General features: G+C 43.0%; 20 protein-coding genes. 11 read left to right on the forward strand and 9 right to left on the reverse strand.

Annotation, left to right across the window (positions count from 1 at the left end; genetic code table 11):
* The first annotated feature begins 117 nt into the window (after positions 1-117).
* Both P2G54_RS14890 and P2G54_RS14895 read left to right on the forward strand, forming a co-directional pair.
* Positions 118-645, forward strand: coding sequence for a gluconate 2-dehydrogenase subunit 3 family protein (locus P2G54_RS14890; protein ID WP_275872338.1), 528 nt, complete (start codon positions 118-120; stop codon positions 643-645).
* A 39-nt stretch (positions 646-684) separates the two neighbouring features.
* Positions 685-1,047, forward strand: coding sequence for a transmembrane 220 family protein (locus P2G54_RS14895; protein WP_275872339.1), 363 nt, complete (start codon positions 685-687; stop codon positions 1,045-1,047).
* 18 nt (positions 1,048-1,065) lie between these two features.
* On the opposite strand, the gene P2G54_RS14900 is transcribed toward P2G54_RS14895, so the two are convergent.
* Positions 1,066-1,797: a CHAD domain-containing protein gene (locus P2G54_RS14900; RefSeq protein ID WP_275872340.1), complete on the reverse strand. Its 732-nt coding sequence runs from the start codon at positions 1,795-1,797 to the stop codon at positions 1,066-1,068.
* 185 nt (positions 1,798-1,982) lie between these two features.
* On the opposite strand from P2G54_RS14900, the gene P2G54_RS14905 reads away from it, so the two are divergent.
* From P2G54_RS14905 to P2G54_RS14925, 5 genes are all read left to right on the forward strand, one after another.
* Complete coding sequence (locus tag P2G54_RS14905; RefSeq protein WP_275872341.1) at positions 1,983-2,618, forward strand: class I SAM-dependent methyltransferase; 636 nt, start codon at positions 1,983-1,985, stop codon at positions 2,616-2,618.
* Positions 2,619-2,884: 266 nt separating this feature from the next.
* Entirely contained in the window at positions 2,885-3,235 is a 351-nt protein-coding gene (locus P2G54_RS14910) for an MmcQ/YjbR family DNA-binding protein (protein ID WP_275872342.1), read from the forward strand.
* A complete protein-coding gene (locus P2G54_RS14915) occupies positions 3,232-4,191 on the forward strand; it encodes an ABC transporter ATP-binding protein (protein WP_275872343.1) in 960 nt (319 codons plus the stop codon). Before P2G54_RS14910 ends, P2G54_RS14915 begins: the two co-directional genes overlap by 4 nt.
* Positions 4,192-4,342: 151 nt before the next feature.
* Complete coding sequence (locus tag P2G54_RS14920; protein ID WP_275872344.1) at positions 4,343-5,383, forward strand: 6-bladed beta-propeller; 1,041 nt, start codon at positions 4,343-4,345, stop codon at positions 5,381-5,383.
* A gap of 60 nt (positions 5,384-5,443) precedes the next feature.
* Positions 5,444-5,824, forward strand: coding sequence for a VOC family protein (locus tag P2G54_RS14925; protein ID WP_275872345.1), 381 nt, complete (start codon positions 5,444-5,446; stop codon positions 5,822-5,824).
* A 1-nt stretch (position 5,825) separates the two neighbouring features.
* Here the strand turns inward: P2G54_RS14925 and P2G54_RS14930 are convergent, their stop codons facing one another.
* Genes P2G54_RS14930 through P2G54_RS14955 form a run of 6 tightly spaced genes read right to left on the reverse strand, consistent with a single transcriptional unit; the run spans position 5,826 to position 13,048 of the window.
* A complete protein-coding gene (locus P2G54_RS14930; RefSeq protein ID WP_275872346.1) occupies positions 5,826-6,386 on the reverse strand; it encodes an LUD domain-containing protein in 561 nt (186 codons plus the stop codon).
* The gene (locus tag P2G54_RS14935) at positions 6,383-7,741 is read right to left on the reverse strand and encodes a lactate utilization protein B (protein ID WP_275872347.1); all 1,359 of its coding nucleotides are present in this window, start codon (positions 7,739-7,741) and stop codon (positions 6,383-6,385) included. The genes P2G54_RS14930 and P2G54_RS14935 overlap by 4 nt, the downstream gene beginning before the upstream one ends.
* Positions 7,738-8,496: a (Fe-S)-binding protein gene (locus P2G54_RS14940; protein WP_275872348.1), complete on the reverse strand. Its 759-nt coding sequence runs from the start codon at positions 8,494-8,496 to the stop codon at positions 7,738-7,740. Before P2G54_RS14940 ends, P2G54_RS14935 begins: the two co-directional genes overlap by 4 nt.
* Before the next feature lie 20 nt (positions 8,497-8,516).
* Positions 8,517-9,842, reverse strand: coding sequence for an FGGY family carbohydrate kinase (locus P2G54_RS14945; protein ID WP_275872349.1), 1,326 nt, complete (start codon positions 9,840-9,842; stop codon positions 8,517-8,519).
* A gap of 21 nt (positions 9,843-9,863) precedes the next feature.
* Positions 9,864-10,898, reverse strand: coding sequence for a GntR family transcriptional regulator (locus P2G54_RS14950; protein ID WP_275872350.1), 1,035 nt, complete (start codon positions 10,896-10,898; stop codon positions 9,864-9,866).
* 29 nt (positions 10,899-10,927) lie between these two features.
* Positions 10,928-13,048 carry a bifunctional aldolase/short-chain dehydrogenase gene (locus P2G54_RS14955; RefSeq protein WP_275872351.1) on the reverse strand — a complete coding sequence of 707 codons (2,121 nt, stop codon included), beginning with the start codon at positions 13,046-13,048 and terminating at the stop codon, positions 10,928-10,930.
* A gap of 267 nt (positions 13,049-13,315) precedes the next feature.
* Between P2G54_RS14955 and P2G54_RS14960 the strand changes: the two genes are divergently transcribed.
* The 4 genes from P2G54_RS14960 to P2G54_RS14975 all read left to right on the forward strand — a co-directional run bounded on the left by P2G54_RS14960 (position 13,316) and on the right by P2G54_RS14975 (position 17,281).
* Positions 13,316-14,719 carry a hypothetical protein gene (locus tag P2G54_RS14960; protein WP_275872352.1) on the forward strand — a complete coding sequence of 468 codons (1,404 nt, stop codon included), beginning with the start codon at positions 13,316-13,318 and terminating at the stop codon, positions 14,717-14,719.
* The gene (locus P2G54_RS14965; protein WP_275872353.1) at positions 14,716-14,895 is read left to right on the forward strand and encodes a hypothetical protein; all 180 of its coding nucleotides are present in this window, start codon (positions 14,716-14,718) and stop codon (positions 14,893-14,895) included. The genes P2G54_RS14960 and P2G54_RS14965 overlap by 4 nt, the downstream gene beginning before the upstream one ends.
* A 10-nt stretch (positions 14,896-14,905) precedes the next feature.
* Positions 14,906-16,183, forward strand: a complete 1,278-nt coding sequence (locus P2G54_RS14970; protein ID WP_275872354.1) for a TIM barrel protein — start codon at positions 14,906-14,908, stop codon at positions 16,181-16,183.
* Positions 16,184-16,273: 90 nt separating this feature from the next.
* The gene (locus P2G54_RS14975) at positions 16,274-17,281 is read left to right on the forward strand and encodes an SMP-30/gluconolactonase/LRE family protein (RefSeq protein WP_275872355.1); all 1,008 of its coding nucleotides are present in this window, start codon (positions 16,274-16,276) and stop codon (positions 17,279-17,281) included.
* A gap of 7 nt (positions 17,282-17,288) precedes the next feature.
* Here the strand turns inward: P2G54_RS14975 and P2G54_RS14980 are convergent, their stop codons facing one another.
* Together P2G54_RS14980 and P2G54_RS14985 are read right to left on the reverse strand one after the other, a co-directional pair.
* Positions 17,289-17,840, reverse strand: a complete 552-nt coding sequence (locus P2G54_RS14980; RefSeq protein WP_275872356.1) for a GNAT family N-acetyltransferase — start codon at positions 17,838-17,840, stop codon at positions 17,289-17,291.
* 57 nt (positions 17,841-17,897) lie between these two features.
* Positions 17,898-19,355 carry a mechanosensitive ion channel family protein gene (locus P2G54_RS14985; protein WP_275872357.1) on the reverse strand — a complete coding sequence of 486 codons (1,458 nt, stop codon included), beginning with the start codon at positions 19,353-19,355 and terminating at the stop codon, positions 17,898-17,900.
* Positions 19,356-19,707: the final 352 nt, after the last annotated feature.

Here is a 19,707-nt window from a genome sequence, read left to right on the forward strand (position 1 = left end):
ATCATTCAGGTTTAGTTTTTTATCAACCATTAAAATCTATCTTTTTCCTTTAAAGGATTGCTGTGGTTGAAATATCTGGAAAAACTTATATTGAAATCTTAATTGACCGATAAACCCATGGATCGTAGAAAATCTCTAAAAATTCTTGGTGCTGCTGGGGTTGGAATCGCAGGATTGGTTTTGGCTGACTGGAAGTGGCAAATAGTGGATCATCTGACCCATAATGGTTTCTTTTCATTTAAAGAGGAACAGTTAATTGCAGCTATAGCGGATACTTTTATTCCTGAGGGATTACCTCCCAAAACTCCATCCCCGGAAGCCCGACCCATTGGAGCTTTGAGTACTGGTACCGATAAGTTTCTGATCAAGCTTTTTGAGAAATGCTACGAGAAAGAAGATCAGGAATTGATCAAATCCCAATTGGCTTTACTGGATGGCAAAGGTTTCCTGAGTGTCGATCAGAAAGAAAGAGAGAAAATCCTGCTTGATTTGGGGAGGTCCGACAAGGAGGAGGAAAAGAAATTCTTCAATTTGATGAGGTCTCAGACCATTTTTGGTTTTACGACTGTCAAGGAAGTTATGGCGGACTATAGAGGATATAAAGTTGCTCCTGGTTATTATCACGGTTGTGTGGATGTAGCCTGATCCATTTCTTTGACTAACAATATTTAATTCCCCTGACCTATGAAATTCAATAAACTATTCTACGGACTTTGGATCCTGTTTTTTGTTCTATTTGCTTATTGGCAGTTCAACGATCCCGACCCTGAAGTTTGGGTAAGCATCTACGCCGTTGCAATCATATTTTGTCTATTAGGTATTCGTGGGATTTTTCCTAAAATCCCTCTGACCATTCTGGTCGTAGCCTGTTTGATTGGAGCGGTCTATTATTGGCCGGACTCCGTGACTGGATGGGTTTCCAAAGAATTGGAACAGAAAAATCTAGCCATGAAAACCCCTCAGATGGAAGAGGCCAGGGAGACCTTTGGCTTGATGATCATTGCTTTGGTGATGTTGCCGGGGCTGATCAAATCCTGGAGAAAATAAAGCATAATCAGCCCGGAATCAGTCGGCGAAAAACTTCTCAAATTGCTTTTGCTCCTTGATTTTGAGATGTGCCATAATTCCAGGGTTGCTATTCTTGAAATTTAATTCAGTGAGAAATTCAATAGCTGCAAAAGTGTCATGCCATTTCCCCAGACGCTTTTGCAGCTTGTTTATTTTTTCAGGCTGGATGTTCAGTTCTTTTTGAATTTTGGAAGGGAGGAATTCATAGACATACATCATTTTCTTGATTTGGATCCTGTATCCATGAAGCTTTTCCCTATCCTTTTGGATTAATAATTCCTCGGCCTTTTTTTCTTTTTTCTTAAAGTAATCCTGAATATGGTACAACTCTGGTAAATGGGGAGGAAGTTGAAGTTTTTGCTTGAAATTATGAAGATTAGCCACATATCTAGGGGCAGCCTTTAAAAATTGATTTCGAAGGGTGTTTTCTCTTTGGGTCAGTTGGTTAAAAAGTCGGCTGGTTTCCCCTCCGATTTTCTCTAGAAGCTGCTTGTTGATTTGGATTTCCCGGATTTTTCCCGCCTTATCAAAAAGATACTTGAGTTTGAAGCAGCTATAGTTTTTCTCAAATACCTCTTTGGCAAAGCCCAGCACAGCTTTGATTTTTTTGATCTCAACCCTGAGTTGGTGGAGGGCTTCTTCCTGATCATTTTCCACATATTCCTGAAGATAGACTTCAAGTCTGTCTAGACTTTCGGATAGATGACCGTTCAGAATATCTGTTTTCATATTGGGAGGATGGATAATTCAGGATCCAGGCCTTGGGACTAGTTTTAATAATTTAGCCCTAATTTTCTTTTTATCTCAGAAAATTAGGGTGTTACATCAGAAAATCACTTGACAGAGTGATTTTAATCATTCGGTTTTTTTCCTGAAAAGCTGTCATTTGATGGATAACAAAAAAACAAAAAGCCATGACTGCGATATCTCCATTTGAAACCCATGTTGAGGAATATGAAGCTTGGTTTGAAAAGTACCCCTATGCCTATCAAACTGAGATAAATGCTATTCGCTCACAGATGCAAGAATTACCCGAGGACCTGATCGGAATTGAAGTAGGATTAGGTACGGGAAGGTATGCCATGGAATTAGGCATTAAGGAAGGAGTAGAGCCTTCGGAGAATATGAGAATAGTAGCCCTTGATAGAGGGATTGAAGTGATGGATGCAAAGGCAGAGAGTCTTCCCTACAAGGATATTTCCTTTGATTTTGTCCTGTTTGTGACAATTTGCCATTTGGATGATATACACAGGGCCTTGAAGGAAGCCTATAGGGTTTTGAAGCCTGGAGGGTCTCTGATAATTGGGTTTATAGACCGACATAGCCAAGTTGGTCAGCTCTATGAAAAAAACAAAAAACGAAGCACCTTTTATCGACAGGCACATTTTTATTCTGTGGAAGATGTGAAAGAGCTGTTGAAGGAAGCCCGATTCAAGGAACCGGTTTTTACGCAGACGATTTTTGGGGAAATTGAAAACATCAAGATGGTTCAAATCCCTCGGGAAGGTTTTGGAGAAGGGTCCTTTGTAGTGGTCCGTGCCTGCAAATAGTTAGACGGAAATTAGAAGTAAATGATGGTTGATTGGTTGAAATAACTGTTCATTTGAGTTCAGTTATGGTTTTGAATTTTTTGGCGTTTGGAATAAGAGAAGGATTTTTTGGAAAGAAAGTGGAGGATGCATTGTGTCCTCCATTTTTCGTTTTTTAGGGTTTTATGGGGAAGGGATTCATGCTCCCTTACTGAGGAATTCCCCAAAATTTTTTCCATTTTGTAGGAGTGTTCTCCTGAATCAATATTTACTTCTAATCCCCTTTCATGACTCTAGATGCTTTTCGCAATCACTGCATGACCAAGCCCGGGTTTTCCGAGGATACACCTTTTGATGCAAAGACGCTTTGTTTCCGGGTGGGAGGGAAGATTTTTGCCATTCTGGACCTGGAGGTTTTTGATTTTGTCAATTTGAAATGCGATCCAGAGCGCTCAGAAGAATTGAGGGAACGGTATGAAGGGATTACGCCCGGTTACCATATGAATAAAAAATGGTGGAATTCGGTTTCAGTATTGGGAAATGTACCTGATAAATTGATTCTGGATTTGGCAGATCATTCCTACGAGTTGATCTTTGCCTCATTGCCCCAAAAAGTACAATTAGAAATCTGTCCATGAGTAACTTTGTCGCCCAAAATCTGTCCAAATCCTACAATCAGCAGACAGCACTTCAGAATTTTTCAATTTCCTTGAAAAAAGGGGAGTTTGTCTCAATTGTTGGGGAAAGCGGTTCTGGGAAAAGTACCCTGCTGAGAATTATGGCCGGTTTGGAGGAACAGGACAGTGGTGAGGTTTTTTTGGATGGTCAGCAAATTCTTGGGCCCAAAAAGAAGTTGGTCGCGGGATATGATGAAATCAAATTGATCCATCAGGACTATCACTTGTACCCCAATAGCAGTGTGGCAGAAAATATCGCCCGGCCTTTACTCCATTATGATAAGGCCTATACTCAAAGTAGGGTGGAATCTCTTTTAAGGCAGTTGGGTTTGGAAGCTTTTAAGGAACGTCTTCCAAGGCAGCTTTCCGGTGGTCAGCAGCAAAAGGTGGCCATTGCCACAGCCCTCGCCATAGAGCCAGAGGTGCTTTTGTTGGATGAGCCCTTTTCTTCCTTGGATACTATCCAAAAACACCAGTTGATTGCTGAATTGAAGGACTTGTTTACAGAACTGGAGACCACGGTAATTTTTGTAACCCACGATCTGGATGATGCGCTGCGGCTTACAGACAACTTGATTATTCTTCAAAAAGGTGAAATGGTACAGGAGGGAAATTCTCAGGATTTGTGTCAAGGACCCCAAACCCGCTATGTAGCCAGTCTTTTTTCACCGATCAATTTGATTCCCGACCGTTTTGATTCCTTTGTCCGTCCATGTGATGTGAGGTTGCGTACCAAAGGGTCGGTTTTGGGACATGTGGTGGATTCCAGATTTTTAGTTCATTACAACTCACTGCAGATTCGTCTGAAAAACGGAGGGGATATCTGGGAAGTGGATGATCCTTTCAGAAAGTATAAAAAAGGAGACAGGGTGTACCTCCATTGGGATGAGGAAAGTGTATTGGTTTTAGCTAGATAAAATCCCTGACCGAGGAGAAGAAGGGCTGGGAAATGCTCAAACAGGATGTGGACTTTGAATTTATTCCTTATCTTAAGGAAGCTGGAATCCGAGGAGTTGTGTGGTTCCGGTTTTAGGGTAAATTACCTAATTTGAACCTTATCACCCTATTATGAACTCCAGAAGAAAATTTATCCAAACCTCCTCTCTTTTTGGTTTAGCAATGAGCATTAATCCTGATTTATCCCTTTTGGCCCGCCAAGAAACCATTCTTGGTCACGGCGATTTCAAATACAAACTGGATCCCACTTGGGGCAATCTAGACCCTAGTAAAGTGCCGGTTAACAACTGTCACGAAATGGTGATGGACCGGAAAGGGAGGATGATTCTGCTTACAGATGAGTCCAAAAACAATGTCATTATTTATGACCAATCAGGAAAGCTCCTGGATACTTGGACACTTAATTTGTCAGCTGCCCATGGACTCACTTTAGTCGATGAAGGGGATGCCGAGTATCTCTGGGTAGTGGACAATGGTGGGAAGGTATTAAAAACCACTTTGGACGGAAAAGTTGTAAGCGAGATTTCCCATCCAGTAAGTGAAGGGATTTATTCAGAAAAAATGCGCTATACGCCAACGGAAACTGCTGTGGCACCCAACGGTGATTTATATATAGCTGATGGGTATGGTTCCCAGTTTTTTTTGCAATACGATAAAAATGGGAATTTCATTCGGAAGTTTGGAGGAGATGGACATGGAGATGCCCAGTTTAAAACAGCCCACGGGATTACGATAGATAGCCGTGGAGGCAAAGAGCCAACTTTGCTTTGTACTTCGAGAGGACACAATTCCTTCAAGCAATTTACCCTGGATGGAGAATATTTAGAGACGATTTTTCTACCGGGTGCCTTTGTGTGCAGACCAGTCATCCACGGAGAAAATCTCTATGCCGGGGTCTGCTGGTCCAGACTCAAATATTTAGAGCAAATGGATAATTCGGGTTTTGTGACCATACTGGACAGGGATAGCCGGGTGGTATCCAATCCGGGAGGTACTGAGCCTTCCTATTTGAATGGCGAGTTACAACTGATGGTGCAAAAAGAACCTGTTTTTAAACATTGTCATGATGTCTGTATAGACCAAGATGAAAATATTTATGTGTGTCAGTGGAATGCAGGCAAAACTTACCCAATTAAACTGACCCGCGTATAATCGATTTTTTTCAAGGGGAAAACCAGAGTTTGCTGAAATAAAACCAAAACCAATTTGAATATGAAATCAGTCACTCTAGCTTATTTTGAAATCCCTGTCAGGGACATGGATAGGGCCATTTCTTTTTACCAAAAAGTATTTGATTGCCATCTGAACAAACAGGTTTTGGGAGACTTTCAGATGGCTATGTTTCCAATGGACTCCTCCGCAAAAGGAGCGGGTGGAAGTCTGGTTTATCAAAAGGAGTTTTATGAACCCAGCCCAAAAGCAGGAACTCTGGTTTATTTTTCTTCCGAGGATTGCGATGTCGAACTGGGACGTGTAGAGGAAGCTGGAGGAAAATTGCTTTATCCAAAGCGGATGATCTCTCCTGAAGTTGGCTATATGGGTGTGTTCTTTGATACTGAAGGGAACCGGGTCGCTGTCTTTTCCCAAAAATAAATTAGAGTAACACTACCCTTAGACTTTTTGCACCATGGGCACCAATAACCAGTGATTGCTCAATATCCGCAGTCTTGGAAGGCCCTGCAATGAAAAGGCCAAAGCCTGAATGTTTTGAGCCGATTGATTCATAGGCCTGATGCATGGAAGGAACCAGTTTTTGAGAATCCAAGACAATCACCAAATGCTCGGTGATAAAAGGTAAGGCTCGGAGTTTGAGGTTTTCCTCTTCTAACCAAATGGCTCCGTTTTCCGATACTCCAAATTGTCCGTCAATGATTGCCAGGTTCAGGTCATTCAGTTGATGGGGATCAGAGGGGAGCTTGATAGTTGATAGGTTTGGAAATCTGCTTGAGACGCTGATTATTTTTTGGTCACCTAAAGATGCAATCCATTCTTCAAATTCAATAGCAGATAAAACTTCTCCCTTGTTGCCCTGAATGGAGTCCTTAAAAACCTTTTGGAGATTCTCAGTTTGGGGAAATTCAGGAATATCAGGAAGCTGCTTTGATTCCCTTTCAATCCCTTTGATGGCTGATAATATTTGTTCACGGCTGCTCATGATCGGTTTTTATGATACCATTCTTTGAAGGTCTCTTTGGGTGTTTCGGGAAGGTTTCTGCCTTTTCCCCAAGAATTGATCGGATGATAGATCAGGCTGTTTGGGAGGTTTTTGAGAGCGATTCGCATCAGCTTACCTGAAATTCTATAGGCAAGTGGACTCCTGAATATCCCGTTTGCCAGTTTCATGCTCAGGCTTTTGCCATTCGTTCCCTGAGCCTTGGTGATTTCCTGTCTCCATTCATAAAGCTGCTCGTGGATATTGATTTTCACAGGACATACATCCGAGCAGCTTCCACAGAGTGTGGAGGCAAAGGGCAAACTGCTGTATTTGTTTAGATCTATCCCTGGAGATAAAATGGAGCCGATTGGTCCCGGAACAGTACTGCCATAGCTATATCCTCCGCTTCTTCTATAAATCGGACACGTATTCATGCAGGCCCCGCAACGGATACATTTGAGTGAGTTTCTGAATTTTTCACGGGCAAGTTGAGCGGTCCTCCCATTGTCCACTAAGACCAAATGAATCTCTTTTCCGGTAGCGGGGCTTCTGAAATGGGAATTATAATTGGTAATGGGTTGGCCAGTAGCCGACCTTGCCAAAAGTCGTAAAAATACCCCAAGGTCTTTTCTCCGAGGAATAATTTTTTCAATCCCCATGCAGGCAATATGGGTTTCCGCCAAATGAACACCCATGTCTGCATTGCCTTCGTTGGTGCAAACTACGAATTCACCGGTCTCTGCCACTCCGAAATTTACACCAGTGATCGCGACTTTTGCTCCCAAAAATTTTTCCCGTAAATGTGTCCTTGCAGCATGCGTAAGGTACTCAGGGTCTTCATTGCCTTTCTCCGTTTGTAATTTTTCGTGGAAAAGCTCAGAGATTTCTCCTTTTTTCAGGTGAATAGCTGGCAGGACAATATGACTTGGGGGTTGATTGAGAAACTGTACGATTCTTTCCCCAAGATCCGTATCGACGACTTCGATTCCATTTTTTTCCAAATAAGGATTGAGATGGCACTCTTCGGTCAGGATGGATTTGCTTTTGACAATTGCAGGGCAGTTTTTTTCTTTTAGGATTTTCAGAACGATGGCATTGTGTTCTTCTGCATCTTTTGCCCAATGGACCTGGATTCCGTTTTTTAATGCGTTTTTTTCAAATTCTTCAAGATAGTTGTCCAGGTTGGAAAGGACATTGTCTTTGATCTGGGAAGCTAGGTTTCGAAGGGATTCCCATTCAGGTACAGTTTTGCTGATCCGGTCGCGTTTGTCCCGTACAAACCAAAGTGTCTCATCGTGCCATTTTGCTTTGGATTGATCTTTTAAAAAGGCGCTGGCATTTTCGGGATGACTCATGAGATCGCTTCGTTTAGGATTTCGGCGATATGCTTAAACTTGATATTTTCTCTATTTCGACTGGCAATTCCCTGCAGGTGCATGATGCAGGACATGTCTCCACCGGTGAGAATCTCAACCTGGTGGCTCAGGTGGTCTTCCAGACGATCCTTGCCCATTTGTATGGATAAAGCCTCCTCTGTAACGGCGAATGTCCCTCCAAAGCCACAGCATTCGTCTTTTCGGCTGAGCTCCACCCACTCCAGCCCCTTCAGGTTTTTCAGAAGGTGATGTGCTTTGTTGTACGGAGCTTCCTGCAACTCTGAACTGGAGGCTAAGCGCAGTCCCCTTTGTCCATGGCAGGATGCATGATAGCCCACCCGATGCGGATAGCTTCCCTGAAGATTTTCAACTTTGAGAACATCGGTTAAAAACTCTGTGAGTTCGAAGATTTTGTCCTGGATTCCTTTCTGTTCTTTTTCCATTCCCGCAATCTTTGGAGAATGTTCTTTGACATGAAGGACACAACTTCCTGAAGGAGCAACGATGTAATCAAAACCCTTGAATATTTCTGTAAAATGCCTTGCTGTCCCTGCAGTGTCTCTTTCGTAGCCGGAATTTGCCATAGGCTGCCCACAGCAGGTTTGACCAATGGGGTAGGTTACGCTACACCCTAGTTTTTCCAAAAGTTCTAGAGAGGCAATTCCCACATTTGGGAAAAACTGGTCCACGTAGCAGGGTATAAATAGGGCTATGTTCGGGGAGATGGAATTCATGGAAAGTGAATTTAAGCCTTCTAGGTCATTGTAACCAGCATTGCGGCACCTAATGCGGAACCGTTGGGAAAATCACTGGGGATGATTTCCAAAGCGGGAAGCTTTTTGCGCAGCATTCCGAGAAATACCTCATTGGCATTGAAGCCTCCATCCACAAAGAGTCGCTTCACTCCGGTGTCATCCAAGACCAATTCCAAAGAGGCTACCTGGATTTCGGTCAGTTCATGAAGGAAAGTATAATAGGCTTCTTCAAAATCCGAGAAACTGTTCCAGTCCGTTTTTTCGGCCTGTTCCAAATCAAAATCCTCAGGCTTGAGGTAATGAAAATGGATTTTTTTCTGTCCGATATTCCGAACTTTTTCAAACAGGGATTCATCGAATTGTAATTTTTTATAGGTGCCTAGCGGAAGGTCCCAATGGGAATACATTTCATCTACCTGGAATTTGTGTTCCTCGCCGATAAAGAGGCGGGAAATCTTGATAGGTTGTCCACTGATACTGAGAAACTGCAGGCAATCTCGTTTCAGTTCTTTCTTTTTGAGTTTAGATTTATTGAATGGGTTAATGCTGATGGCCCAAGTTCCTGTTGAGAGCAGGGCAAAAGGTTCGGTTTCTTGTCGGAGATAAGGCAAAAGTGCACCTGAAGAGTCATGAACTCCTATTCCACAGGGTATTTCTCCAAATTCCTTTGTGGTTTTGAGCACAGTGTTTCCGGGGACTATAGGAGGCAACAAAGCCTCAATGCCCTCTCTTTTGACCCATTCATGGTAATCATCAGCCTCAAAATCCCAAAGCCCGGTATGGCAGCCTATGCTGGTATAGTCTGAAACCATAGTTCCTGTAAAAAGGAAGCTCAGGTATTGGGGTAAATGGAGGCTGTGCTTGATTTTTTTGAATAAATCCGGTTTGGCATATTTGATGAAATAGATCTGTAGACCGGAGTTGAGCATGGCTAATGGAGGAGAGGAAGTCGCCCTGCAAAAGGACATTTTTCCTCCGTTTTCCTCATAAAACCGATCCAGTAGTTCGCTTGGGAAAGGTTTCAGGTAGTCATAGAGCGGAGTGGCAGGATTGCCGTATTCATCCACATGTACAAAAGAAGCTCCGTGTCCCGAAAAATTCAGCCTTTTGATTTCATATTGAGGAAACTCCAGCGCCTCTTTGAATGTCTGCCGCATCCAATCCTTCAGTGGCCCAACAGGTTCGCTTGGGAAGCCATCTTCGTCCGGAATGGGATGCAGTCTTGTATAAGTGTGGTAGACCTCATCCAGATTTTCATCAAACAGAAAGAATTTTTTATTCGTTTTCCCAATGTCAAAAATGGCGGTAACCGGGATTTTACTCATAATGCAAAGGCTTCGGTTGAATCAAAGGGACTTTCTGATGGTCATTCTAAATGGGTTTTTCAAAGGAATTTTGTCCTCATGTCCCAAAATTTGATTGGCTATGAGTTTGCCCATATGTTGAAAATCCGTGGAAATTGTGGTGATACCGTCGGCGAGAATTTCCTTGAGAGGAGTGTCGTTATAGGAGATCAAACCGATGTCCAGTCCAAGTCGCAAGGATTGCTCTCTTGATTTTTTCACAATATTCACCAAATCGGATTCCGACAGAACGATATAGCAATCCTCTTCCACCAGAGGCTCATCATCATCTATACCATCCACTATGAGGTTTTTGAAATCATGGAAGAAACAAAAACGCTTGAAGCCATCCATGATTTCTACAGGATAAAGATCACCTTTTGGGAACACCAAAATCAGACGGTTGTATTTTCTCAAGTGTATAATACCAGACTCCAAAGCCTCGAAAATATCCTTGGCAAAATCCTGATATACTCCGGCGAATGAGTTTTCAAAGCCTTTTACTGCCCGGTCTATGATGAGCAATTTGTCATTGGGTATTCTTTTGAGGAGGTCACAGGCTGTTTCAGGATGTGATTCAGTATCAAAGAAATGAGGAGCGATCACATAATAGTGATACTTCCCCAAATGTTGCTCCAATAGCTCCTCCAGTACATTTTTGTTGTAGTGGTGCACGTGCAGGTCCACGCATGCCTGGCTTCCCAGAGTATCTATGATGGAATAATAAATGATCTTTTTATAAGAGCTCAACTTGTTGAAAAGCAACAATACCTTGAGCTTGTTGGACATATTGGTAGAGCAGATGTAAAAGCCCTTACCTCTTACTGAAGTGATGATTCCCCGGTCCTTCAGTTCGTTGTAGGCTTTTTCTACCGTATCCCTGGATAATAGTAGGTCAAAGCTGGTTTCGTTGATGGAGGGGATTCTGTCACCGATCTTGAGTTTTCCCGTATCGATTTCCTCCAGAATCAAATTCACAACCTGAAGGTATTTCGGTGTTCGGGAATCGTTGATTTTTTCAGACTTGTCCAAAAGCATAGGTTCGTGGGTTTATTGGGTGGTTTTGCTTATCGAGGGAATGCTGCCGCAAGTCCCCCGTCGACATTGAGCATGTTTCCGGTGGATTTGTCCAAAAGCCCGCTGACGAAAGCAAAAGTGGCATTGGCAATATCGCTGACCTTGACACTTTCTTTTAGCAAGGTTCGGTTTGCATAGTATTGCGGAAGGTCTTTTACCTCTATTCCATAGGCTTTGGCGCGGTTTTCAGCCCATCCGCCTTCCCAGATATTGGAATTTTCAATTACAGCGTCTGGGTTTACAACATTCACTTTGATTTTGTCCTCTGCGAGTTCGGCGGCCATCAGACGGGACATGTGTAGCTGGGCGGCCTTGGCGGTGCCATAGGCTACGTTCTTAGGTCCTGCTACCAGGGCATTTTTGCTTACAATATTGACAATGTCTCCACCTAATCCCTGTTCCTTGAGAATTTCCACTCCAGCCTTTGATACATGGTATTGTCCCATTACCAAGATGTTGTTTAACTTTTCCCAATCCTGGTCACTATGTTCTTCAAAAGTGCGGCTGATGGAAATTCCGGCATTGTTTACGATGATATCCAACCCTCCAAATTTGAGACAGGAAGCAGCTATTGCCTCTTCAAGGCTTTGTTTATTGGTGACATCAAGTCGGACTGCGAGGAATGCGTCTTTCCCATATTTTTTTTCAAACTCCTGTTCAGTGGTATGGAGTCGTTCGGAATCTATATCTGTGATGACTACGCAGGCACCTTCCTGAATGAATTTTTCAGCGATTCCCTTACCTATTCCTCCTGCACTTCCAGTAATCAGCGCGATTTTTCTGGAAAGTGGTTTTTCTTTTGGCATGCGCTGAAGCTTGGCCTCTTCCAATAGCCAGTATTCTATATCAAAGGCTTCCTGCAAAGGGAGTGATACGTATTGAGAAACAGCTTCAGCTCCTCTCATTACATTGATGGCATTGATATAAAACTCACTTGCTACCCTGGAGGTCTGTTTATCTTTAGCATAGCTGAACATCCCCACTCCCGGCCATAAAATGACCACCGGGTTAGGGTCTCGCATGGCTGGACTGTTGGGATGCTTGTGCTTTTCGTAATAGTCCGCGTACATTTCCCGGTAGGCCTGAAAGGCCTCCCCGATTTTTTTCTTCAGTGCATCTGTGTCGACAAAGCCTGTGTCGGCAGGTAGATCCAAAACCAATGGGCTGATTTTAGTTCTGAGGAAATGGTCTGGACAAGAAGTGCCCATTGGGGCAAGTTTTTCCAGATCATGGCTGTTGATAAATTGAAGCACCTCTGGTGCATCAGTAAAGGTCCCGACCATCCTTTTTTCTGAGGAAGCTAAGCCTCTGAGGATTGGGGCGATTTCAGCCGCCTGTCTTTTTCGTGCATCCGGATCCAGCGACTCAACTTTTTGTCCTCCAAAAACAGGCCTGCTGACTCCATAATTTTCAGCAAGGTAGGAAGAGGCTTTTTCAATTACTTCCAAGCTGTTGATATAGCATTCATAGGCAGTATTCCCCCAGGTAAACAATCCGTGTCCACCCAGCATGATTCCTCTGATTCCGGGATTGTCATCCAGAGCCTGCTTTAGTTTTAGTCCCAAATCAAATCCAGGTCTCTGCCAAGGCACCCAGGCGATTTCGCCTTTCCAAAGCTCTTTGGTGATTTTCTCTCCATCCTTGGAAGCGGCTATAGCAATTGCTGCGTCTGGATGCAGATGGTCTATGTGTCTATAAGGAAGAAAAGCATGTAAGGGGGTGTCAATAGATGGAGCTTTTGATTTCAAATCATAAATACAATGATTGAAAAGCTCTACCATCTCATCTTCAAATTCAAGTCCTCGGTAGATGCCTTTTAAGGATCTTAGTTTATCCACATACAAACCAGCAAGCCCGGATTTGGTAAGGGTTCCGATATCACCCCCCGAGCCCTTAACCCACATCACTTCCACGGATTCTCCAGTCAATGGATCAGGCTCCATGGTTTTACAGCTGGTATTACCCCCTCCATAATTGGTGATTCTCAGGTCTGCTCCCAAAATATTGGAGCGGTAGATGAGGAGATCAACTTCATTTCCTTCCAAAGCCGCTGCTTTGGCTTCGTCCCATAAGTAACTGACGTGGTTGAATTTTCTAGAACTTGTATTCATCGTTAATGGCTAACTGGTTTGGATTGTGAAGTTGAATCAAAACAAAAATTCATGCATCCTGTGCTGTCGTGAGTAAATGAATTTTTATTGGTGTTTGTACTTTGATTTCGATTTTTTTCTCTGAAATATGGCTTTATTCCATAATCTAAGGTACTATGAGTTTTTGGCAAAATATTTTTCGGTTATTTGGTTAATATGGGTTTTAAGGATAGTGCAGGATAGGGAAATTACTTCAATTCTGGTTTTTTAAAATGAAATTAAGAAAAGATGCAGAAATCTATCATACAAAAAATCGTAGCTGAGACCAATGAATACGAACGGGAGCCTGTACCGGAAAACAAGCTGAAAGGAAGCAGGAGTTTTCTGGGAATGTATGCCGGTGAGCATACAGCCGGAACCGAATTTGTGATTGGCCCTTTGTTCGTTGCCCATGGAGTAAGTGCAGGGGATTTGATCTTTGGTTTGTTGATCGGGAATTTACTGGCAGTACTCAGTTGGGGGCTAATTACAGGGCCTATTGCCACCAAAAAAAGAATGACACTTTACTATCAATTGGAGCGGATTTCAGGCAAGCAGGTGGTCAGATGGTACAATCTGGTCAATGCCCTGATGTTTTGTTTTTTGGCCGGCTCCATGATCGCAGTTTCTGCAACCGCCGTAGGGATTCCCTTTGATTTGGAAATGCCTACTTTACAGGATTGGATGCCTCGGACTTCCGGTTGGGTATTGACTGTTTTGTTGATGGGAGGGATTATTACGCTGGTGGCAATTCAGGGATACAATCAGGTAGCCCGATTTGCAAATGTTATGTCTCCCTGGATGATTTTGATTTTTTTGGCTGCCGGAATTACCGGCCTCAGCCAATTGGGGGTGACTTCCCTTGATGGCTTTATAGCCACTGCTAAGGAGGTGATCTGGACTGGAATACCTTTGGCCGGAATGTCAAAGTTTACCATCTGGCATGTAATATTCTTTGCCTGGTTTTGTAACATGGCCATGCATATTGGGATGTCAGACCTAACCATTCTTCGTTATGCCAAGTCCTGGAAGTATGGGTTTTTCTCATTTGCCGGGGTTTATTTGGGACATTTCTTTGCTTGGATTGCCTCTGGAATCTTATACGCGGTATTTCTTCAGGCGGATTCTTCTTCTCAGGAATTTGCGCCCGGTGCCATTGCTTATCAAACCTTGGGAGTGGCAGGAGCGGTTTGTGTAGTGGTGGCTGGCTGGACTACAGCAAATCCTACCATTTACAGGGCTGGCCTGGCACTACAGGCAATTTTCCCAAAAGTCTCCACTTGGAAAATCACCGCGGTTGTGGGAGGAATTACAAGTTTGGCGGCTTGCTTCCCTGCTTTAGTTATGAAGCTTTTGGACTTTGTGGCCTTATATGGGCTTCTCTTGATGCCTATGGGTGCCGTGATTTTTGCTGATTTTTATTTTTCCCGGAAAATGGGTTTTCAAGAGGAACAGGCTCTCAATTCAGGAAGTGGTTTTAGTTTGCCAGCCTTCCTGAGTTGGATTTTGACACTGGGTTTCTGCCTATTTCTGAATTTGTATTACGGGGTTGAAATCTTCTTCTTGGGCTTGCCGGGATGGTTTGTCGCCGTATTGATTTTTGTTGTCCTTTCCAGGATTAAATATCCTCTTTCAAAATTCCAAACTGTATGAAAACGCTACTTAAAATTGGCTCTTACCTAGGCTTGGTGCTTACCATTTGTCCTTCCGTCTTTTACTTTTTAGGGAAGATGGAGCTATCCTCCTGTCATTTGTTTATGGCGATTGGGATGGGCTTATGGTTTGTCACCGCTCCTTTTTGGATCAATTCCAAAACCGAAAAATCTTAAATCTGGAATTATGAAAATTAGTCAAGCTCAACTTGAGTCTTTTATTACTATAGATCCCCAGCATTCCAAGTCTTGGGACCGGCTTTCAGATCAACTGAATTGGGAAGGGAAAGACGTAGAGGTACTGATTGCCAAAATACAGCAATTTCAAATAGCTGTGCCCAGTTGGGCATTGGGTGCTGGAGGTACCCGTTTTGGAAGATTTTCAATTGGTGGAGAGCCCAGAAATCTGGATGAGAAGCTGGAAGATATCGGATTGTTGGCACAATTGACCAAGAAGACTGATGCGGTATCTCTTCATATCCCTTGGGATATTCCTGAGGATCCGAAAGCCATTAAGCAAAAGGCCTCCGAGCTCGGGATTGGTTTCGATGCCATGAACAGCAATACTTTTCAGGATTATGGTCAGGAATTGAGCTATAAGTTTGGTTCGCTTAGCAATGCTGATCCAAGTGTCCGAAGACAAGCAGTTGAACATAATCTTCATGTAATTGAAATCGGAAAAAGTTTGGGAAGTAAGGGTTTGACAGTCTGGTTGGCGGATGGAAGTAATTTTCCAGGTCAGGCCAACATCAGAAAGGCCTTGGATTGGACTGGTCAATCCCTCAAGGAAATTTATTCCGGGTTGCCAAGTGATTGGAAACTCCTTTTAGAATACAAACCATACGAACCTAACTTTTACCATACAGTGATTCCGGATTGGGGTACTTCAGCCCTGCTTTGCCGGGAATTGGGAGAGCAGGCAAAAGTATTGGTGGATTTGGGACATCACCTTCCGAATACCAATATTGAGCAAATCGTCGCTACTCTGATGTATCAAAACATGCTGGCAGGTTTTCACTTCAATGACAGCAAATATGGGGATGATGACCTGAGTACAGGAAGTGTTAAACCTTATCAGCTTTTTCTGATTTTCAACGAGCTGATTGGAGGAAGTGAAGACGGGGTTCAATCCTGGGAAAGCATCTCCTGGATGATCGATGCAAGCCACAATACCAAAGATCCTCTGGAAGATCTGATTCAAGCCTTGGAAGCTATTGCGGTCAGCTATGCAAAGGCATTGCTTATTGACAGAATAAAACTTCATGAATGTCAAATGGGAGGGGATTTGGTCGGAGCGCAAGAGGTTTTGCAGGAAGCATTTTTAACCGATGTAAGACCCTTGGTAAGAGAAGCTAGGTTAAGATCCGGAGGAGTGTTATCCCCTTTGGAAGCTTTCCGAAAGCTAAATATCCGTGAAAAACTGGTGTCTGAACGTGGGAGATCAGCCCAAGCTACCGGTTTATAAATTTTGTTTTTCCCAAAAATCAGGGTCTTGTTTCCTGATTTTGGGGAATTTTATGAAATTGAAGTGATCACCCAATTGACCCAAATCCCCATGAAAAAGAATCTGATATCATTGCTGGCCTTTGGAATAGTGGCCTGTTCTTCGCCAAAGGTTAATGAGGAGCTCCCACCCTTTGGCTTTACGGGCTCCATAGAAAGGTTGGATCCCGCTTTGAATAGCCTTATTCCCGAAGGGTCAAAAATTGAGGTATTGGCTTCCGGTTTTGAGTGGGCTGAAGGACCTCTTTGGTTGGAAGAGGAGCAAGCCTTGCTGTTTACCGATGTACCTGCAAATAAGGTATGGAAATGGACAGAATCAGATAGTTTGAGTCTTTATCTGGAGCCCTCTGGATATTTGGGAGAAAGAAGCGATAAGCGTGAGCCTGGAGCTAATGGACTTGCATTGGATTTGAACGGAAACCTAATTCTCTGTCAGCATGGAGAGCGTCAGGTAGCCCGGATGAACTCTTCTTTGCAGAATCCAAAAGCTGAATTTGAAATCTTGGTTGGGGAATATGAAGGGAAGAAATTCAACAGCCCCAATGATCTTGTTTTCAACACCAAAGGGGAGCTTTATTTCACAGATCCTCCTTATGGGCTGGATGAGTGGGATGAGAAAGAATTGGATTTTCAGGGAGTTTACAAGATAGGTCTGGACGGGAGTCTGAGCCTTCAGATTGACAGTTTGAGCAGGCCCAACGGAATAGGGCTCAGCCCGGATGAGCGCACGCTATACATTGGTCAATCCGATCCCGAGAAGGCGAGATACTATGCCTTTGACTTGGACGATAATGGGAATGTGATTTCAGGGAGGATACTTCTGGATGTGACAAATTTGGTGGGTGGGGAAAATAAAGGCTTGCCGGATGGTTTAAAGGTGGATCAAGCGGGTAATTTATTTGCGACAGGACCCGGTGGTGTATTGGTGATCAGTCCAGAGGGAAAACATTTAGGAACTATCAGAACCGGAGAAGGGACCGCAAATTGTGCCTTCGATAAGGAGGAAAAATATCTCTACATGACGGCTGACATGTATTTGATGCGTTTGGCTCTGAAATAAAGCGGGATTATCTCCAATCCCAAGCCACGATTGCCCAGTTTTCGTATTCATCCTTAAAAGTGTGAATGATTTCGAACCCTACTTTTTCATGGGCTTTTAAGGACCGGGTGTTTGACAGGGAAATTTCCGTGATGGCAAATTCATATTGATCTTCAAAGGCCTTTCGGTACGCCTGATAGCAGGAATAAAAAAGCCCTTTTCCCCGATGGCTCTTTCCCACACAGACTTGGCCAACGGTCATGTAATTGAAATCAGAGACTTTTTTGCCTTTATAGGCTACTTGGTCAAACTGCTCAAACATAGGAATTAACATGGGGACATCTTCTTTGGATTCCTTGGTCATCGCTAATACATAAGCCACCACTTGATCTGCATCCTTTGCAATAATATGGCCTCCCAGGTCATTAAGCTTTTTTAGGATTGCCAGATCATGCTCCACCCGGACAAAGCCCTGATCTTTTTGCTCTTCAAGACTGATGTTTTGTAACAGGTTTTTCTGTTGTAAGTCCAGGATTCCTTTCAAATCGGAAATGCTGCTAGCCTGAATGATTGATGCCATTTTTGTGGTTTGGGAGATTAATTTGGCACGGATATATTTTGGGTATTTTGGTAATTATTATCCTTTTGGAAGGTAGGTGGGAGGAATGGTGATCTGGTTTCCGTCTCTTTCTGCTCGATAGTGGGGAGACATGATTTCCACCCCAGCCTCATTGAATGCATCCTGAATAGCCGCATGGAGTTCAGAATAAATTAGGGATGCTTTTTCCGGATTTTTGGTATAGGCGTTGATTTGGTAACTGACATAAAAGTCATCCAAACTGGTTTGCAGTACATAAGGTTTTGGCTCTTTGAGGAGAAGATTGACTTTCGATGCGGCTTTGATCAAAAGCTCGTGCACCTGTCTCCAAGGTATATCGTATCCAATGGTGACGGTACTATGTAAGATCAGTCCAGGACCATTTGCCTCTACAGAATAATTAATGGTTTTTCCATTTAGAATTGCAGAATTGGGGATGGTGACTTCTTCGTTTTTGATAGTTCGAACGCGAGTGACCAACATGGTTTTTTCCACTACATCCCCAGTGGTGTCTCCTATGGTTACCCGATCTCCCAGTTTAAAAGCCCTCATGTATATTATCACCAATCCAGCAATGATATTACTGATTGCTGAAGAAGAGCCTAGGGAGATCAAAAGCCCCAAGAATACGCTGACTCCCTGAAATGCAGGGGAGTCAGAGCCGGGCAGGTATGGAAAAATTACGATAAAGGAAAAGGCATAGAGAATTACTTTCAGTAGATTGAAGGTAGGTCTCGCCCAATCCGGATAAAACCCCGGAATATGGAGGTTTTCCTGTTCGATTTCAACACAAATAAAATTGATGAACTCTCTTACATAATAAGTGATCGTTACCACGATCAAAATCATAAAAAGCTCTGGGATATATCCGAAGAAGGAATTTAATATGGACTTGACCGGATTGGTTATGTAGCCAAGAAGTGTGTGGGCTATTCCTTTTGTTGAAGGAAAAATGCTGAACATGATCGGCAATGCAAGATACAGGAGGATGATGATGATCAAGACCTTCACAAAATTGAAAAGGGATTTTAACAGTCTTTCCTCTTTTTCAGCCGAAAGCAATTCAAAGTTTTTTATACTGATTCCATGGAAAAATCTGTGCCATCTACTTAGGCTGTAATCAATCAATTTGTTGAGTCCATTGTTGATCAGTCGAACCAGAATAATTACCAAAACAAAAACCCCTATTAGGATTCCTGTCCTTGTCAATTGTTGGGTGAAAGTACGCTGCTCGTTCTTTTGTGCATAGGCGGATTTAATGGCTTTCAGATATTCTGAGGCTAACTCCAGTTCCCCTTTTTCAGCTGCTATTGCATCCTCAAGGGTCACGCTGCCCAAGGCTAATTCCGAATGGAAAATCTCATAGCCATGATCTGATTTTTTTATTTTGAGCGAAGTCGTGTCGAATTCGTTTTTCTCCAGAAGTTGATTGAGTTTTGAACTGAAAATTTGTGCCCGATCAGCAGGGGAAAATGCTCCTATTTGTTCACTGATCATGAAAAGTGTGTCATTCAAAAATACAACTGGCGATTTTTCAGGAAAAGAAACCCTATCTATAGACTGCTCCTGGCCAAAAGTGTTCTGATGGCCCAGAAAACAGAAAAGAACCAAGCTTATTTTCAGAATAAAATTTAACAGTACCCGATAGTGCTTTTGGGAAAAAGGATTGAAATTTTGAAGAGTTAGAACGGAAATTTCAGAAACAGGCATAATTAAGGTTCGGGAACAGAAATTGAAATTACTAAAATTCCCCAGATCTGATAATTGGGAAAACGATTTTGGGAAGATGGTTATTTCTTAACAAAAGCCTATAATTGTTAGAAGTTCACTGTGTCGGATTTTTTAAAAA

It is taken from the genome of Algoriphagus sp. CAU 1675, from assembly GCF_029222925.1.
Taxonomy (GTDB): Bacteria; Bacteroidota; Bacteroidia; order Cytophagales; family Cyclobacteriaceae; genus Algoriphagus.

Excerpts from the sequence above, each read along its gene's own strand:
- P2G54_RS14890 (WP_275872338.1), top strand. The coding sequence starts at position 118 with ATGGATCGTAGAAAATCTCTAAAAATTCTTGGTGCTGCTGGGGTTGGA.
- P2G54_RS14895 (WP_275872339.1), top strand. The coding sequence starts at position 685 with ATGAAATTCAATAAACTATTCTACGGACTTTGGATCCTGTTTTTTGTT.
- P2G54_RS14900 (WP_275872340.1), bottom strand. The coding sequence starts at position 1,797 with ATGAAAACAGATATTCTGAACGGTCATCTATCCGAAAGTCTAGACAGA.
- P2G54_RS14905 (WP_275872341.1), top strand. The coding sequence starts at position 1,983 with ATGACTGCGATATCTCCATTTGAAACCCATGTTGAGGAATATGAAGCT.
- P2G54_RS14910 (WP_275872342.1), top strand. The coding sequence starts at position 2,885 with ATGACTCTAGATGCTTTTCGCAATCACTGCATGACCAAGCCCGGGTTT.
- P2G54_RS14915 (WP_275872343.1), top strand. The coding sequence starts at position 3,232 with ATGAGTAACTTTGTCGCCCAAAATCTGTCCAAATCCTACAATCAGCAG.
- P2G54_RS14920 (WP_275872344.1), top strand. The coding sequence starts at position 4,343 with ATGAACTCCAGAAGAAAATTTATCCAAACCTCCTCTCTTTTTGGTTTA.
- P2G54_RS14925 (WP_275872345.1), top strand. The coding sequence starts at position 5,444 with ATGAAATCAGTCACTCTAGCTTATTTTGAAATCCCTGTCAGGGACATG.
- P2G54_RS14930 (WP_275872346.1), bottom strand. The coding sequence starts at position 6,386 with ATGAGCAGCCGTGAACAAATATTATCAGCCATCAAAGGGATTGAAAGG.
- P2G54_RS14935 (WP_275872347.1), bottom strand. The coding sequence starts at position 7,741 with ATGAGTCATCCCGAAAATGCCAGCGCCTTTTTAAAAGATCAATCCAAA.
- P2G54_RS14940 (WP_275872348.1), bottom strand. The coding sequence starts at position 8,496 with ATGAATTCCATCTCCCCGAACATAGCCCTATTTATACCCTGCTACGTG.
- P2G54_RS14945 (WP_275872349.1), bottom strand. The coding sequence starts at position 9,842 with ATGAGTAAAATCCCGGTTACCGCCATTTTTGACATTGGGAAAACGAAT.
- P2G54_RS14950 (WP_275872350.1), bottom strand. The coding sequence starts at position 10,898 with ATGCTTTTGGACAAGTCTGAAAAAATCAACGATTCCCGAACACCGAAA.
- P2G54_RS14955 (WP_275872351.1), bottom strand. The coding sequence starts at position 13,048 with ATGAATACAAGTTCTAGAAAATTCAACCACGTCAGTTACTTATGGGAC.
- P2G54_RS14960 (WP_275872352.1), top strand. The coding sequence starts at position 13,316 with ATGCAGAAATCTATCATACAAAAAATCGTAGCTGAGACCAATGAATAC.
- P2G54_RS14965 (WP_275872353.1), top strand. The coding sequence starts at position 14,716 with ATGAAAACGCTACTTAAAATTGGCTCTTACCTAGGCTTGGTGCTTACC.
- P2G54_RS14970 (WP_275872354.1), top strand. The coding sequence starts at position 14,906 with ATGAAAATTAGTCAAGCTCAACTTGAGTCTTTTATTACTATAGATCCC.
- P2G54_RS14975 (WP_275872355.1), top strand. The coding sequence starts at position 16,274 with ATGAAAAAGAATCTGATATCATTGCTGGCCTTTGGAATAGTGGCCTGT.
- P2G54_RS14980 (WP_275872356.1), bottom strand. The coding sequence starts at position 17,840 with ATGGCATCAATCATTCAGGCTAGCAGCATTTCCGATTTGAAAGGAATC.
- P2G54_RS14985 (WP_275872357.1), bottom strand. The coding sequence starts at position 19,355 with ATGATCAGTGAACAAATAGGAGCATTTTCCCCTGCTGATCGGGCACAA.